This is a genomic window from Eggerthella guodeyinii (assembly GCF_009834925.2).
In the GTDB taxonomy this organism is placed as follows: Bacteria; Actinomycetota; Coriobacteriia; order Coriobacteriales; family Eggerthellaceae; genus Eggerthella; species Eggerthella guodeyinii.
On record NZ_CP063310.1, the window covers coordinates 332,146 to 348,445 of the forward strand.

Below are 16,300 nucleotides of genomic sequence, written 5' to 3' on the forward strand. Positions count from 1 at the left end.
CCTCAAGCAAGGGGCGTTTTGGCGCGCAGGGACGCGGTTTCCGCCTGCGCGCGCTTCGCGCGGACCCATGCGGTGCTGCTCGTGTCGGCCGCGGTGGCGGCGGCCACCATGCTGGCCGTGCCGCCCGATGCGGCCTACCTGGGCTACTTCGACCTGAAAACGCTGGCCTGCCTGTTCGGCATCCTCGCCCTCGTGGGCGCGCTGCGCAACGCGGGTGTGTTCGAGGCCACGGCCCGCGCCCTGGTGGCGCGCTTCTCCACCTGCCGCGCGGCGATCGCGGCCATCGTGGGCATCACGCTCGTGCTGTCGATGATCGCCACGAACGACATGGCGCTCGTCATGATGCTGCCCCTGTGCGCGGCCACGCTGCTCAAGGCGGGGTGGGAGCGCGCGCTGCCCTTCGCCTTCATCATGCAGAGCCTGGCGGCGAACCTCGGCGGCATGATCGTGCCGTTCGGCAACCCGCAGAACCTCTACCTGTTCGAGCGCTTCTCCATTCCGCTCGCGGACTTTCTCACGGTCATGGCGCTGCCCTTCGCCGTGTCGGTGCTGCTCATCGGCGTGTGCTGCGTCGCGTTCGCGAAGCCCGCGCCCCGCGTGCCCGAGGCGCGGCCCGCGCAAGAATCGGAGCGCGAGCTGGGGCAGGATCGTTCCGCGCCCGTCGACCGCCGCCGCGCCCTCGCGTGCGGGGCGCTGCTCGCGCTGGTCATCGCCTCGGTGTTTCGTCTCGTGCCGTACCCGGTAGCGCTCGTCGCCGTCATCGCGGGGCTGTTCGTGCTCGACCGCCGCGCCCTGCGATCGGTGGACTTCGGGCTGCTGCTCACGTTCGCGTGCTTCTTCGTGTTCGCGGGCAACATGGCGCGCATGCCCGCGGTGGAGGAGGTGCTGTCGCGGGCCATGGCGCACAACGCGCTGCTGGCCAGCGCGGGCGCCAGCCAGATCATCAGCAACGTGCCCGCCGCGGTGCTGCTGTCGCACTTCACCGACAGCTACGAGGCGCTGCTCGTGGGCGTGAACATCGGCGGCGCGGGCACGCTCGTGGCCTCGCTCGCCAGCCTCATCACGTTCAACCAGTACCGCGCCGTGCGGGCCGCGTTCGGCCGCCGCTCCGAGCTGGCGCGCCAGACGGCGGGCGGCTTCGTTGCGCGCTTCACCGCGTTCAACCTGTGCTTTCTTGCGGTGCTGTACGTCGTGTGCGCGTTCTGGTCGTAACACTTTATCGCTTTAGAGCGCTAAACCGCACGGCCCGCCGAAACGACCGCTCGGGGGCCATCACGCCCAACTAACCCCTCTCTTGGCGCGTCGCCCTTTGATAAAGGGCGCGCGGGGTCGTATAGTAGTGCACCTGCATCATACTTATACCTGTTTGAGAAAAGCGGATGCAGTGAAAGGGGAGGATCATGAATATCAAGAAATGGGGCGCTCTCATCGCCGCAGGCGTGTTGGCGGCATCGCTCACGCTGTTCGGCTGCTCGTCCGGCGGAGACCAGGGAAGCACCACCAGCGCGAGCGGAACCGACACGGGCTACACGCTTATCAACGACGGCAAGCTGACGGTGGCCGCGTCGCTCGACTTCCCGCCGTTCGAGAACCTCAACGGCGACAAGCCCGAGGGCTTCGCAGTCGACCTCATGGGTCTTTTGGCCGAGGAGCTCGACCTCGAGATCAACTACCTGCCGTCCACGAAGTTCGACACCATCGTGCCGCTCGTCCAGACCGGCGGCAAAACCGATGTGGGCGTGTCCTCGTTCACCATCACGGACAAGCGTCTGCAGCAGGTTGACTTCACCGACACGTACTGCAACGTGAACCAGAGCATCACGGTGCGCAGCGATTCGGGCATCACCGATGTCTCGCAGCTCGAAGGCAAGAAGATCGGCGCTCAAACCGGCACCACCGGTTACGAGTGGGCTGCTGAGAACATCAAGGACGCCGAGGTCACCGGCTACGACGAGATGACGGCGGTGTTCGCCGCGCTCGACTCCGGTCAGATCGATGCGGTGTCCGTCGACCTTCCGGTGGCGAACTATTACGTGAAATCCTACACCGACTGCCAGGTCATCAAGGAAATCCCCACGGGCGAGCAGTACGCCATTGCCGTGAGCAAGGAGAACCCGGAGCTCACGAAGGCCCTCAACAAGGCGCTGCAGGCTGTTCGCGACAACGGCAAGTACGACGAGCTTGTCGCCAAGTGGCTCGAATAATACAGTCTGCGTGACATCATGAGTATTATTCGATGCACGCGGATGCACGCAAGTGCCGCAGCGCTGTTGGTCGCTGCGGCACTTGCCGTGTTGTTCGCGTTTCCGTTGAGCGCCCAGGCGATGGAAGTTGAGCGGTGGACCGCCCAGCCGAACGACGACGCGCTCGAGAAGGTTCTGGGCGCAACGCCCACTCGTGTGACGTGGCAGGGCCAAACCGACCCCGAGGAATCGCTGTCGGGCTTGACCATCAACCTGCCCGAAGGCTCCACGGTTGACGAGGAAAACGTCAAGGTCACCGTCATGGACGGCCTCGATCGCCTCGATACGGCCTCCACGGTGCAGGTGGAGAACGGCTCGTCGATCGCCGTCACGTTCCCCGAGCCCACGCCGGCCGGCTCGCTCATCATGGTGGAGTGCAACCGCACGCTGCTTCCCGGCGAAGGCGGCACGTTCGGCCTGGCCGGAAACTACACCACCTCCGACGGGCAGACGAGCGACATGCCCGCCACCGACAAGACGTTCGACGTGGTCAGCACGTCGCCGGTGGAGCAGTTCTCCACCTGGCTGGGCACGCAGGATTGGGTGAAGGCGTGGAACTCCAACAAGTTCCTGCACCTGTTCTTCGACCCCACCATCATCGTCACGTCGGTTCCCGTCGTGTTCAGCGGATGGCTCATCGCCATCGCGCTCGTCATCGTCAGTTTCCCGCTGGCCATTCCCATCGGCCTGCTGTGGTCGTTCTTGCGCATGGCGAAGAGTCGCATCCCGCGCGCCATCGGCGCCACGTACATCAACATCGTACGCGGCACGCCGCTGTTCTTGCAGATTTACATCGCGTTCTTCGGCCTGCCCTTGCTCGGCATCAAGATGGACCTGTTCGTGCTGGGCGCCATCGTGCTCGTGATGAATTCGAGCGCGTACCTGGCCGAGATTTTCCGCGCGGGCATCCAGTCCATCAGCGGCGGTCAGTTCGAGGCCGCGCGTTCGCTGGGCATGAACGGCGCGCAGACGATGTTCTACGTCATCATCCCGCAGACCGTGCGCCGCGTCATCCCCACGATGACGAGCGAGTTCATCCTCATGTACAAGGACACGTCGCTGCTCGCCGCCGTGGGCGTCATGGAAATCATGATGTACGCGAAAACCATCACGGCCGCCACGGGCAATGTGACGCCGTACATCGTGGCTGCCGGCTTCTACCTCATCGTCACCATTCCCATGACGAAGCTCATTAACGTGCTTGAGGCTCGCATGGCCGGTGGCAGGCGTCGCAAGAAGAACATCGCCATCACGTCGGAAGAGGCCGTGCTGCCCGACTCCGACGCCGCCGTGTCCAAGAGCCTGCGCATGTCCGAGACGCTGGCCGGCTCCAACCATATCAGCCATTAAGGAGGTGCGGATATGAGCGAAACGAGCGAAGAAACCAAGCATCTGACCGGCGAGCCGGTGGTCCGCATCGAGGGGCTGCGCAAGGCGTTCGGCGACAACGTGGTGCTGCGCGGCATCGACCTTGAGGTGCAGCGCGGCGAAGTGGTGGTCATCCTGGGGCCGTCGGGCTCGGGCAAGTCGACGCTGCTGCGCTGCGTGAACCTGCTGGAGACGCCCACCGAAGGGCGCATCTTCTTCGAGGACACCGAGATCACCGCGAAGAAGACCGACATCAACAAGGTGCGCGCCAAGGTGGGCATGGTGTTCCAGAACTTCAACCTGTTCCCGCACCTCACGGCGAAGAAGAACGTCATGCTGGCGCAGCAGAAGGTGCTGCGCCGCGCCCACGACGAGGCCGAGAAGATCGCCGTCGAGCAGCTGACCCGCGTGGGTCTGGCCGACCGCGTGGACTACAAGCCCTCCGAGCTGTCGGGCGGCCAGCAGCAGCGCGTGGCCATCGCCCGCGCGCTGGCCATGGACCCGCACGTGATGCTGTTCGACGAGGCCACGAGCGCGCTCGACCCCGAGCTCGTGCGCGACGTGCTGGGCGTCATGAAGGGCCTGGCGAAGGGCGGCATGACCATGATCGTGGTCACCCACGAGATGGGCTTCGCCCGCGACGTGGCCGACCGCGTCATCTTCATGGACGGCGGCTTCATCGTGGAGCAAGGCACGCCCGAAGACGTGTTCGACCACCCGAAGTCCGACCGAACGAAAGACTTCCTGGGCCACATCTCGTAGTGCTCGCCGCGCCCCGCTCCGGCGGGGCGCGCGGGCTGCGCCCCCCCCACGCAACGAACGAATGTTTCACGTGAAACATCCGTGCCCGTCCGGGGACGGCCGCAAGCGATGTGGGCGCAAAACGGCACCCATGCCAATTCCGAACGGCGTTTCGGGCCGGGCGCGTCAGGTTTTCGGAAAGACGCACGGCATATGCCCAGATCGCGAGATCCTCCTAGCTGCTGTGACCCGAGTTCGCCTCGAGCAACATTGGCATGGGTGCCGTTTTGCGCCCAAAAGCCGAACAGGCGATCGGCTCGGCACCGGCTTGCGCGCTGCCGCGTGCCGGGGAGATATGCGCCAAACGGGGAATAGGAACAAATGTTTCACGTGAAACATCCTGCGGGCTTGGTTGGTGCCCCTGGCTGTTGGCGACGCTCCCGGTCGCAATGCGGCTGCGGAGTGCCGGGGAGGGGGCGTCGGCTCCGTCGTTGCGACGCGGTGGTCGACTCTCTCCCTCTGTCCCTGGCGCGCCGACTAGCACTGCGCGCGACCCGCGATCGGCGCGTCGCGCGATGCACGGCCCCGAAAGCCTCCGTCGCGCCAAAAGGGAAGGGCCCCGCACCCCACCCGCACCCCCGCACCCCGCACCTTCCTGTAAACTCCTTGTTCCCGGTATGTCAAAAAATGTTATTCATCTAATAACATTTTTTCAACAAATGGTGATACAATGACCAATATAGGCATCTGTCGGTACAGACGAGAGTAAGGGGGTGTGCGATGGATATCTTCTCCGATCCCGTGATGCTAGCGCGCTTGCAGTTCGCTTGCACAGCGGCATATCACTTCATTTTTGTGCCGTTGACCATCGGTTTGGGACTTATCCTTGCCATCAACGAAACACGGTACTACCGCTCCCGCGATCCCAAGGACGCGGCAGCAACCAAATTCTGGGTGAAGATCTTCACCGCGACGTTCGTGATAGGTTTGGCCACGGGCATCACGATGGAGTTCTCCTTCGGAACGAACTGGGCGGACTACTCGAGGTTCGTCGGCGACATCTTCGGTGCGCCGCTGGCCGCCGAGGCGCTGCTCGCGTTCTTCCTCGAGTCGACGTTCCTGGGCGTGCTGCTGTTCGGCCGCAAGCGCGTCTCGCCGAAGTTCTACATGGTGTCGTCCTGGCTCGTGTGGTTCGGCTCGGCCCTGTCGGCCCTGTGGATCCTCATCGCGAACTCGTGGATGCAGACGCCGGCCGGCGCGGAGCTGTCCGCCGACGGCTCGAAGGCCGTCATCACCGACTTCCTCACCGCGGCGATGAACCCCTCGGTGTGGCCGCGCTACTCGCACACCATCGTCGCCGTGCTCATCATGGGCGCGTTCGTGGCCATGGCCGTGTCCGCGTGGTACCTCATCAAGAAGCGCCACACCGACTTTGCCATGAAGACGATGAAGCTGGGTGCCGTGGTGGGCATCGTGGTCAGCTGCGTCATGCTGGTGACCGCGCACTCGTCCGCCGTTGTCGTGGCCGAGGAGCAGCCCACGAAGCTGGCGATGATGGAGGGCATGTACGACTCCGAAGTGCCCCCGCTGTACGCATTCGGCTGGGTTGACGAAGAGAACCAGCAGGTCATCAGCCCGTTCTCCATCCCGGGTGGCACGAGCTTCCTCGCCACCGGCACGTGGGATACCGAGTACGAGGGCCTCAACGAGCTGGCCGCCTCCGCCGAATACGGCGCCATCGACCCCGAGACCGCGCCCGTGAACTTCGTGTTCCAGACGTACCACCTCATGGTTGCGATGTACGGCCTCATCATGCTCACGATCATCCTCACGCTCGTGTTCACGCTGCGCGGCGGCAAGATCCAGAACATGAAGTGGCTGCAGCGCCTCGTGCTCATCTCGCCGGTGTTCCCGCTCATCGCCATCCAGGCGGGCTGGTTCACGGCCGAGGTCGGCCGCCAGCCGTGGGTGGTGTACCCGTCCGCGACCGGCCCCGACGGCGTGAGCCTGCTCACGAGCGAGGGCGTTTCGCAGTCGGTGTCCGCCCCCGAGCTCATGATCACGATGGTGCTGTTCCTCGTGGTGTACGCGTTCCTCATGGTGGCGTGGGCTCGCACGATGGGCCGCTTCATCAAGGAAGGCCCCGTTGTCGAGACCGAAGGCGTCGTCGCGAAGGAAGGTGAGTAATCATGGAAATCACGTTCTTCCAGGGGCTTTGGTTCCTCCTGATCTTCGTGTTGATCGCCGGCTACTTCGTCCTCGACGGGTTCGACCTGGGCGCGGGCGTGCTGTACCCCTTCGTGGCGAAGGGCGATAAGGAAAAGGCCGTCGTGCGCACGAGCATCGGGCCCGTGTGGGACGGCAACGAGGTGTGGCTGCTCACCGCAGGCGGCGCGCTGTTCGCGGCGTTCCCGGCGGCGTACGCCACCACGTTCTCCGGGTTCTACCTGGCCGTTATGCTGGTGCTGTTCGGCCTGATCGTGCGCGCCGTGTCCGTGGAGTACCGCGGCCACGACCTCAAGTGGGCGAAGGTGTGGGACGTCTGCTTCTTCATCGGCTCGCTGCTGCCGGCTCTGCTGCTGGGCGTCGCCGTGGGCAACATCTACGCGGGCATCCCCATGAGCGCCAACGGCGACTACACGGGCATCCCGCTGCTGGGCCTCATCACGCCCTTCACGCTGCTGTGCGGCCTGCTGGGCCTGTCGATGTTCCTGACGCAGGGAGCCTCGTGGCTGGCGCTCAAGGCGCCGAAGCCCGGCGACCTGCAGGCGCGCGTCGCCAAGCTGCGCTTCCCGCTGCAGATCGTCTCGCTCGTGCTGTTCGTGGCGGTGTCGGCCTATGCTCTCATCGGCCTCCAGCCGGCGATGGACCCGATGCTCGGCGCCGTGCGCTGGGTGCTGGCCATCCTGTTCGTGGCCGCCATCGTCGTGTCGATCTTCTTCGCGAAGAAGAAGGATTGCGACCTGGGCGCGTTCATCGCCCAGTCCGGCGCGGCGGCGTTGCTCGTGCTGCTGCTGGCGGCGTCGATGTTCCCGAACTTCGTGGTGGCCTCGGCCGACAGCGTGGGCGCGTCCATCACGGCCATGAGCGCCGCGTCGTCCGAGCTGACGCTCATGTGGATGACCATCATCACGTGCGTCGGCCTGCCGCTCGTGCTGATCTACCACGTCATCATCTACCGCACGTTCCGCGGCCGCGTGAAGGACGAGGACCTGGCGCACTACTAGGATAGCCTCCGTCTGAACGAAAGCTTCAACTTCGCGAAGCCGTCGGAAACCCGACGGCTTCGCTTACGTTATACTGTCGGAAACAAAGCGCGAGAGAAGGAACCATCATGGACGACCAGACCCAGCCGCAGCCGCCTCAGCAGCCTGTTCCGCCTGCGACCCCGACGCCGGCGCAGCCGGCTCAACCCGCGCAGCCGGCGAGCCCCTACGCGCAGCCGACGGCGCCCGTTCCCGGGCCCGCTCCCTACGGGCAGCCGCAGCAGCCCGGCCAGGCGTACGGGCAGCAGCCTCCCTATTACCAGCCGGTTGCCCCGCAGTCCAACGGCAAGGCCGTCGCCGCGCTCGTGTGCGGCATCCTGGCCATCCTGTTCTCGGCGACGATCCTGCTGGGCATCGTGCTGGGCATCGTCGCCATCGTGCTTGCCGTGCAGGCCGTCAAGGCGATGGGGAAGGACAGCAAGGCGACCGGCGGCAAGGTGTGCGGCATCGTCGGCATCGTGCTGTCCGTGTTGGCGTTCTTCCTGTACGTGGTGCTCGGCCTGGGCATGCTCGCGTTCGTGGCCGCCTACGACGACGTCGAATACCGCTCTTCTTCCACGTCCGACCTGTCCGCCATCACCGAGGGCGACCAGCAGATGGAAGCGGCGATGTCCGACAAGCTCGACCTGTTGAAGAACAAGGACGCCGCCACCATGCAGCAGATCGCCGACGACGCCGACGAGCAGCTGTCGGACGCGACGGGCTACAGCCTGACCGACCTCGGCATCGACCCTGCCGTGTTCGTCGAGTGGATGCTGACCGATTTCGATTACCAGCTTGATGGCGCGTACGACAACGGCGACGGCACGGGCACCGCCTACGCCGACGTGACGCTGCGCGACTCGATGGCCTTCGCCACCACGTTCATGGAGGACGTGCAGGCGGCCATCGACGCCGGTGAGATGCAGACCCTCGACGAGGCTGGCGCGAAGGCCCTCCTCGGCGAGCTCTACCAGGCCGCCATGGACAAGACCACCGCCATGGCCACGAACTACGTGAGCCTCGACCTCGTCAAGTCCGGCGACGCCTGGCAGGTGGACGAAGATTCCTGGTCCGACGAGCTCGACTACCTCTTCGGGCTGTAGGGACTACGCCAACTTCTGACCGAGTTCTTTTGCGGCGGCGGCTTTATCGAAGTTGCCGCCCGTTTTTTGCGTGAGGGCGCCCATGACGCGGCCCATGTCCTTCTTCGACGAGGCGCCCGTCTCGGCCAGCACCTCGTCGATGAGGGCGATCAGCTCGTCGCCGGACACCTGCTTGGGCAGGTAGCTTTCCAGGATGGCCACCTGGGCGGCGAGGGTGTCGGTGCGCTCCTGGTCGTTGCCGGCCTTGATGGAGCCGTCGAGCGTCTCCTTCGTCTGCTTGATGAGGCGCTTGAACATGGCGTCCACGTCCGCGTCCGTGATGTCGCGGCGCTCGTTCACCTCGATGTTCTTGATCTCGCCGTGCACCTGGCGCAGGATGGACAGCTTCGGCTTGTCCTTCGCGCGCATCGCATTCTTGATTTCGTCTTGCAGCTCGTCGTAGCGCATGGGAACCTCGTTTCACTCGCAGGTTTGATCCCCTTGAGTATACTGCATCGGGTAGACGCATCCTTCGGGTTCGTCCTCGCTTCGAGCGTCGCATGCGTCTCCGGCCTATTTCTGCACAAAAATCACCGCTGTGAAGCCCGCCGCCCCAATGATCGCCGGGGCGATATCTCACGACCTGGGAAAACGTCCAGGGTATACAGGAGGGCGACGGTCGGGAACTCGGCGTGTCCTCCTTACGACGCTGAAATCGCTTCACAGCGGTCATTTTTGTGCAGAAACCAAGGCTTTCCTCGCAAGATTCAGGCTTTGACGAACTTGTCGCCTTCGAGCGTGACCTTGTTGTCCTTGTTCTCTTCGAGCAGGGCCTGCATCTTGTCCATGCCCTTACCGTTCTTGTCGTCGGTGAGCGACACGTTGGTGTTCTCGGGAACTTCGTACCATTGGCCGGCAGGCCCAATCAGGCCGTTGCTGTCGCATACGTAGCGAGCGTACCATTGCTTTCCGCCGCCGGTTATCTGGCTTTCGTAGCCTGCATACAGAAAGGCTCCTCCAGGATTGTTCTGGTAGTTCTTCATTTGGAGGTACAGCTTCGCTCCGCTTTCTCCGTCGGGCCGCTTCACTTCGGTCCACGAGGTCAGGCCGTGGGCGGTGGCGTATGCGTTGCGGAGACCTTCGCCTCCGAGATATTGCGTCATGTTGTCCTTATACGTTTCGTAGATCCAGCCGTTCATATCGTCGTCCATGCCCGCTCCGTGCTTGCTGCATTTGATGATGACGGCGCCGTTGGAGGTAAACGTGGCGGTGTAGTTTCCTTCGCTCGGGCACAACACATCGTTGTTTTGCTTCTTGAGCTGCGCGACGCAATTGCCGAACAGCGTCTGTTGATTCTGGTTCTGGTCGAGCAGCCAGGCGTTGGTGTACATGCTCTTCACCGAGCGGCGGTTGGCGGCGCAGGTGGCTTCTTCGGTGTTGCCCAGCGCGCCCGTGAACACGGGGATGGCGACGGCCACGAGGACGGCCACGATGGCCACCACCACGAGCAGCTCGGCCAGGGTGAACCCGGCGGTGCGGCGGCTGTGGGCGGCGCGATATGGGGACGGGCGATGCGGCATGGCTGCTCCTTCACGACTGGCAGCATCATAGCTGGTCTTGTTCCCGCGCACAATGTATGCATGCGCTCTCTGGTATCATGAAAGCACTATTGTGAAGGTACTGACGAGAAGGATAGGTATGAAAGACTTGCCGGCGCATCAGCTCGATCCGAAGGTCAAAACCGTGTGGCGCATCAACGATGCGATTTGGCTCACGGTGGTGTTCCTCTGCTGCTTCGTTCCATTCGCCATCGCGGCGGCGGTGGAGCCGGCTCCGTGGATGTTCATCGTGCTCGTCGCCATCGCCATCGTCTTCGTCGTGTGCCTCGTCGTGTGGCTCGTGGTGCTGCCGCCCATCCGCTTCATGCGCTGGCGTTACGAGCTGTCCAACGACTACCTCGACATCGCGCGCGGCATCGTGTGGCGCAAGCGCTTCGTCATCCCGTTCATTCGCGTGCAGAACACCGACACGCGCCAAGGACCCATCCTGCGCGCGTTCGGCCTGTCCAGCGTCACGGTGGCCACGGCCGCCGGCGAGCATGAGATACCCGGCCTCAGCGCCGACGTCGCCGAGCGGCTGCGCGATCGCGCCGCCGAGCTCGCGCGTCTCGCCCAGGAGGACGTGTGATGACGGACTTCCAGCAAGCGCCGCAGCCCCAACCGCAACCTGCACCCAGGGAGCTGCAGAAGCACCACGTCCACCACAGCTACATCTGGCTCGGCAGCCTGCGCACGGCGTTCATGCTGCTGGTCGTCGTGGCGTTCTCCTCGTTCTCGGCCATCATCGGGGCCATCTCCGACGGCGAGGTCATCACGCGCGGCGACATCCCCACGCTCGTGCTCATCATCGGGGCCGTGATCGTCGGCATCGTCGTGCTCGTGGAGCTCATCGCCGTCTACCAGGTGATTTCCTACAAGCATCTCTACTACGAGCTGGGACCCGAGGAGTTCAACCTGTACTCGGGCATCCTCAACAAGAAGCGCGTGCACGTGCCCTACCAGCGCATCCAGTCCGTCGATCAGCGCGCGACGCTCATCCAGCGCATCTTCGGCGTGTGCAGCGTCAGCATCGACACGGCGGGCGGCGCGTCGAACAAGGCCGTCATGGTGCCGTACGTGCAGAAGACGCAGGCCGAAGAGCTGCGCCGCGAGCTGTTCGCGCGCAAGCAGTACGTCGTTGCCGTGCAGAACGGCGCCGCTTCCGAGGCCGAAGCCGCGGCTGCGGCTGTCGCCGTCGCGGCGGGCGCCGTCCCGCAAGGCGCGCACGAGGCCGCCAACGCCAACGTCCTGGACGCGCCGGCCGAGATCTGGCAGGACGTGCGCGGCGTGTTCGGCGGCGCGGCGGTGGACACGGGCCGCGTCACCTACGAATACGGCATGTCCAACAAGGAGCTCATCTTCACCGGCCTGTCGAACAACACGGCGTTTTTCGTCGTGGTCATCGGCATCGTCGGCGCGGTCGCGCAGTTCATGGGCGAGATGGCGCCCCTCCTGTCCGGCACGATGGAGCCGCTCGTGGGAAACGTCGTGGGCGCGAGCGTCCAGCTGTTCGGCGGCAACCTCATCGCGGCGGGCGTGGCGGCCTTCGTCGGCGCGTCGCTCGTGCTGTGGCTCCTATCCGCCATCGGCGCCTGCATCTCGTACGGCGGGTTCCGCGCGTGCCGTCGCGACAACCGCATCGAGGTGGAGCACGGCCTGCTGCAGCATCGCTTCCAGGGCGTCGACGTCGATCGCGTGCAGTCGGTGGTGGTGAAGCAGAGCTTCATCCGCCGCCTGCTGGGCTACTGCGAGCTGTCCCTCGGCAAGATCGATGCCGCGGCTGAGGGCTCGGACGACCAGCAGAAAAGCCTCAACCAGCAGGGCCTCGTCATCCACCCCTTCGTGAAGATGACCCGCGTGCCCGAGATCCTCGCCGGCATCATCCCCGAGTTCGCCGACGTGCCCACCGACAACATCCCGGTGGCGCCGGTGGGGCTGCGCCGCGCCATCATCCGTCGCTGCCTCATCCAGGGTACGGGGTTCTGGCTGGCCGTTCTCGTGGCGGTGGGGCAGATCGCGGTGAACGTGCTCGCGAACCCCGCGGTGCCCGACGAGGCGATGACCCTGTTCTTCGTCAACAACGGCGCGCTGTTCGGCTACGCGCTGGCGGTGGTGCTGCTCATCCTCGACGCGGTGGGCGCCGTGCTGTGGTTCCGCGGTTCCGGCTTCGCGTACAACGAGCGTTTCATGCAGGTGAGCAACGGCGGTTTCGCGCGCGAGACCATCAGCTTCCCGCGCAAAAAGATACAGTTCGGTTACACCAAGACGAATCCTTTTCAACGCAATGCCGGCACCGCCACGGTCAGCGCGCGCACTGCAGCAGGCATTGGAGGCACCACCATCAGGCTCATCGATGCCCGAGAGGACGATGCCCGCGCCTGGCTCGCATGGCTCAAGCCCCATGGAAATGTGATACAGTAGCACCATGAACGCATCAACCACATCCGACACCAAAGGCGCTCGAAGTACCGGCCCCGGCCACGATGCCGAGCGCCCCTCCACGGCTGCGCCCGCAGCCGTGCAGAAACCCGTTCCCGGCTGGACGCCTTCGCAGTTCAAGCCGAACGACTACGTCAACATGCACGCGCTGCGCGACGAGGTGTCCAACACCTCGGCCAGCGCTGCGAACAAGGCGCGCAACATCCGGGAGTACACGCTGGGGGAGGAGATCGCGAACTCCATCTCGCACGGCATCGGCGTGCTGCTGGCCATCGCGGCCATCCCCATTCTCGTCGTGCGCGCGCTCGACGACGGAGGCGGCATCTACCTGTTCGCCGCGCTCGTGTACGCGCTCACCATGCTGCTCGAGTACACCATGTCCACGCTGTACCACGCCATCGCGGTCGATCGGGCGAAGCGCGTGTTCAAGGTACTCGACCACAGCTGCATCTACCTGTTCATCGCCGGATCCTACACCCCGTTCTGCCTCATCTCGCTCGCCGATTCCGGCGGCGTGTGGCTGTGCGCGTTCGTGTGGCTCGTGGCGCTGGCCGGCGTTGCCTGCGAAGCGTTCTGGGTGTTCCGCCCGCGCTGGGTGTCCGCCGTGTTGTACCTGCTCATGGGCTGGTGCGTCGTGTGGTTCCTTCCCGCGCTCATCGAGGCCATCCCGGGTCCGGGCCTGTGGCTGCTCGTGGGCGGCGGCATCTGCTACTCCATCGGGTGCATCTTCTACGTGTTGAAGAAGGTGCCGTACATGCACTCCCTGTTCCATCTCTGGGTACTCGCCGGAAGCGTCCTGCAGTTTCTGGCCATCTCCCTGTACGTTATGTAAGCGGCTGCGTGCACAAGCGCGCGGGCATGACAGCCCCACGGTTGTCGCGAGGCCGGGGCGCATCGCGACAAGAGGGCGCAGAAGATGCGCATCATCCGCTTGCTGAAGGAGTTGCATCGCATTCATGGACATTTGGATTAGCATCGTCGTCACGTTCGTGCTCGTGCTGGTGAACGGGTACTTCTCGATGTCGGAAATGGCGCTCGTCAACGCGCGGCACGTGCTGCTGCAGCGCGACGCCGACGAGGGCGACAAGGGCGCCGAGCGCGCGCTGAGCCTGGCCGCCGACTCGGGCCAGTTCCTCGCGACCATCCAGGTGGCCATCACGCTCGTCGGGTTCTTCGCTTCCGCGGCCGCGGCCACGAACCTGTCCGACCCGCTGGCGCAATGGTTGTCCGGCTTCAACATCGCGTGGCTCACGGTCATTGCGCCCGGTCTTGCCCCCGTGCTGATCACGCTCATCGTGTCGTACCTCAGCATCGTGGTGGGCGAGCTCGTGCCGAAGCGCATCGCGCTGGCCGACGCCGAGCGCGTCAGCAAGATGGTGGCCGGCCCGCTCATGGTGTTCCAGAAGGTCGCTTCGCCGCTGGTCGCGCTCACCTCGGCGTCCGCGAATGGGCTGTCGCGCCTGTTCGGCATCAAGAACGCTGACGAACGCCAGAACGTGTCCGAAGAAGAGATCAAGTACATGGTCACGGACAACGACGAGCTGCTTGACGACGAGAAGCGCATGATCCACGACATCCTCGACCTGGGCGACATGACGGTCCACGAGATCGTGACGCCGCGCGTGGACATGATGTTCGTGGAAGACGTCGACACGGTGCGTCAGGCCGTCGAACGCATGCGCGGCACGGGCTACTCGCGCCTGCCGGTGTACCATGAGGACATCGACCGCATCGTGGGCATCGTCCACTTCAAGGACCTCGTGGCGCCGCTCATGGACGGCAAGGAGCACGAGCCCGTGGCCGAGTACGCCTACGAGGCCATGTTCGTGCCCGAGACGAAGGACCTCTTTCCGCTGTTGGCCGAGATGCAAACGAATCGTCAACAGATGGCCATCGTCGTTGACGAGTACGGTGGTACCGATGGTTTAATTACCGTTGAGGACATTGTGGAGGAAGTCGTCGGCGAGATCGTGGACGAAACGGACCGAGAGAACCCGTTCGTCGAGCAGGAGAGCGAAAACGTGTGGCTGGTTGACGGGCGATTCCCCGTCGAAGATGCCGCGGAACTCGGGTGGCCGGTGGAGGATTCGTCCGATTACGAAACCATCGCGGGCTGGCTCATGAACACGCTCGACTCGGTGCCTCAGGTGGGCGAGGAGCTTGCGCTCGGCGGATACCGGTTCAAGATTCAGGCCATGCGCCGTCGCCGCATTTCAACGGTGCGCGTGGAACGACTGGACGATCCCTCCCCATCCCGCGTGGATGCCGTTGAGGCGATCGACCAGGAGGAAGCGTGACGAGTGAAAAACGGCTGCTCCGCTCGCGAAAGGCGCTCATAGGCGGCGTATGCGCGGGTGTGGCCGATTATTTCAACGTCGACCCCCTCATCGTCCGTATCATCATGGTGGTGTTCACCTTCGCCTCGGCGGGCCTGCTGGGCATCGCGTACATCGTGCTGTGGATCGTGCTGCCGCTCGAGCCGAAGGAAGAGGCCCCGTTCGACGTGGAGCCCCAGTCCGTCCATTCCGAAACGTACGGAGCGGTGGACTTCGACGCGCCCCGCAAGGGCGAGCCGGGCACGGCGAAGGCCCCGAAAACCCCGAAGGCTCCCAGCCCCGCTCAAGCGGCGAGCTGGCGCTACACGCATCCCACCTATACGTCGGCCGCCCATGTGCCGCCCGAGCCCCCTGCGGGCGCGTCGCGCGCGCCCGTGCCGCCCGTCGACGCGACGGGCGCCCCTCAGCCGCCGTTCACGCCGCCCCCGACGCCGCCGTACGAAGGTTGGTCCTCGGCTCCGCCGCAACCGCAGCAGTCGCCGGCGCCAACCTCGCGCTCCGGCGTGAGAGTTGCCTTGTGGGTGGGGTCGTTCCTGCTGTTCTTCGGCGTGTCGGCCATGGTGGCCAGCATGATGGAAGACGCGGTGTGGTGGCAGTACTGGCCGCTCATCTTCGTCATCCTGGGCATCGTGCGCATGGTGATCCCCGGCGAGGAGGGGCACCGCATGCGCAAGTTCGTGGACGGCCTCATCGCGTTTTTCGCCGGCGTGGTGCTGGTGCTGATGAGCCTCGACGTGATCGGCTGGCAATCCCTTGAGCGGATGCTGGTCAACCTGTGGCCGCTGCTGCTCATGGTTGCGGGATTGCTGCTGCTGGGCGGGGCGTTGAAGTCGCCGACGCTCACGCTGCTGGCGGGCCTGTGCTTCGTGGCGTTCTGCGTTGTGGGCATGGTCTGGTACTCGGTTCCGGGCGTCACGGAGGAGCTGGTCATATCGGCTCCGTACGGGCGCGAATATCGGTTCGACATGCAGCCGTGGGAGGGAATCGGCTCCAGCGAGGCCGTCGCAACCTTGACCGTTGATTGAAGCGCGGGCATGTCGCTTCAGCCAACACATTCCGTTCGCTTTTTCTCCTGGTGAAGAGTAAGGCAATTCACCTGCTGAAATGCGGTTTCTCCCCTTGTCAAGCGAACAAATCATGTAGGGCGTCTCCACAAAACTTTGCCCTCGACCCCCCTTCTCAGCTAGAATACGTCCTGTCACAACAGCATATCGCCTTCCGGCAGCAAACCCCCACACAACTTAC

14 protein-coding genes are annotated in these 16,300 nt (G+C 64.5%); 12 read left to right on the forward strand and 2 right to left on the reverse strand.

What is annotated here, in order from left to right; genetic code table 11:
* The first annotated feature begins 18 nt into the window (after window positions 1-18).
* From GS424_RS01335 to GS424_RS01365, 7 genes are all read left to right on the forward strand, one after another.
* Window positions 19-1,212, forward strand: a complete 1,194-nt coding sequence (locus tag GS424_RS01335; protein WP_244977635.1) for an SLC13 family permease — start codon at window positions 19-21, stop codon at window positions 1,210-1,212.
* Window positions 1,213-1,400: 188 nt separating this feature from the next.
* Window positions 1,401-2,204 carry a transporter substrate-binding domain-containing protein gene (locus GS424_RS01340; protein WP_160942091.1) on the forward strand — a complete coding sequence of 268 codons (804 nt, stop codon included), beginning with the start codon at window positions 1,401-1,403 and terminating at the stop codon, window positions 2,202-2,204.
* A 120-nt stretch (window positions 2,205-2,324) separates the two neighbouring features.
* Window positions 2,325-3,593 carry an amino acid ABC transporter permease gene (locus tag GS424_RS01345; protein WP_244977636.1) on the forward strand — a complete coding sequence of 423 codons (1,269 nt, stop codon included), beginning with the start codon at window positions 2,325-2,327 and terminating at the stop codon, window positions 3,591-3,593.
* Window positions 3,594-3,605: 12 nt separating this feature from the next.
* A complete protein-coding gene (locus tag GS424_RS01350; RefSeq protein WP_160942089.1) occupies window positions 3,606-4,373 on the forward strand; it encodes an amino acid ABC transporter ATP-binding protein in 768 nt (255 codons plus the stop codon).
* A 759-nt stretch (window positions 4,374-5,132) separates the two neighbouring features.
* Window positions 5,133-6,539 (forward strand): cytochrome ubiquinol oxidase subunit I, encoded by a 1,407-nt coding sequence (locus GS424_RS01355; RefSeq protein ID WP_160942088.1) that lies wholly within the window; start codon window positions 5,133-5,135, stop codon window positions 6,537-6,539.
* A gap of 2 nt (window positions 6,540-6,541) precedes the next feature.
* Window positions 6,542-7,579: a cytochrome d ubiquinol oxidase subunit II gene (gene cydB / locus GS424_RS01360; protein WP_160942087.1), complete on the forward strand. Its 1,038-nt coding sequence runs from the start codon at window positions 6,542-6,544 to the stop codon at window positions 7,577-7,579.
* A 107-nt stretch (window positions 7,580-7,686) separates the two neighbouring features.
* Window positions 7,687-8,703, forward strand: a complete 1,017-nt coding sequence (locus GS424_RS01365; protein ID WP_160942086.1) for a DUF4190 domain-containing protein — start codon at window positions 7,687-7,689, stop codon at window positions 8,701-8,703.
* 3 nt (window positions 8,704-8,706) lie between these two features.
* Here GS424_RS01365 and GS424_RS01370 read toward each other — a convergent pair whose 3' ends face one another.
* Together GS424_RS01370 and GS424_RS01375 are read right to left on the reverse strand one after the other, a co-directional pair.
* Window positions 8,707-9,150, reverse strand: a complete 444-nt coding sequence (locus GS424_RS01370; protein ID WP_160942085.1) for a GatB/YqeY domain-containing protein — start codon at window positions 9,148-9,150, stop codon at window positions 8,707-8,709.
* A 299-nt stretch (window positions 9,151-9,449) separates the two neighbouring features.
* Window positions 9,450-10,262, reverse strand: a complete 813-nt coding sequence (locus GS424_RS01375; protein WP_160942084.1) for a prepilin-type N-terminal cleavage/methylation domain-containing protein — start codon at window positions 10,260-10,262, stop codon at window positions 9,450-9,452.
* A gap of 118 nt (window positions 10,263-10,380) precedes the next feature.
* Between GS424_RS01375 and GS424_RS01380 the strand changes: the two genes are divergently transcribed.
* The 5 genes from GS424_RS01380 to GS424_RS01400 all read left to right on the forward strand — a co-directional run bounded on the left by GS424_RS01380 (window position 10,381) and on the right by GS424_RS01400 (window position 16,080).
* A complete protein-coding gene (locus tag GS424_RS01380; RefSeq protein ID WP_160942083.1) occupies window positions 10,381-10,869 on the forward strand; it encodes a PH domain-containing protein in 489 nt (162 codons plus the stop codon).
* On the forward strand, window positions 10,869-12,701 hold the full coding sequence (locus tag GS424_RS01385; protein WP_160942082.1) for a PH domain-containing protein: 1,833 nt from the start codon (window positions 10,869-10,871) through the stop codon (window positions 12,699-12,701). The genes GS424_RS01380 and GS424_RS01385 overlap by 1 nt, the downstream gene beginning before the upstream one ends.
* Before the next feature lie 157 nt (window positions 12,702-12,858).
* The gene (gene trhA, locus GS424_RS01390; RefSeq protein ID WP_193666563.1) at window positions 12,859-13,551 is read left to right on the forward strand and encodes a PAQR family membrane homeostasis protein TrhA; all 693 of its coding nucleotides are present in this window, start codon (window positions 12,859-12,861) and stop codon (window positions 13,549-13,551) included.
* A gap of 124 nt (window positions 13,552-13,675) precedes the next feature.
* On the forward strand, window positions 13,676-15,016 hold the full coding sequence (locus GS424_RS01395; RefSeq protein ID WP_160942081.1) for a hemolysin family protein: 1,341 nt from the start codon (window positions 13,676-13,678) through the stop codon (window positions 15,014-15,016).
* Window positions 15,013-16,080, forward strand: a complete 1,068-nt coding sequence (locus tag GS424_RS01400; protein WP_160942080.1) for a PspC domain-containing protein — start codon at window positions 15,013-15,015, stop codon at window positions 16,078-16,080. The genes GS424_RS01395 and GS424_RS01400 overlap by 4 nt, the downstream gene beginning before the upstream one ends.
* Window positions 16,081-16,300: the final 220 nt, after the last annotated feature.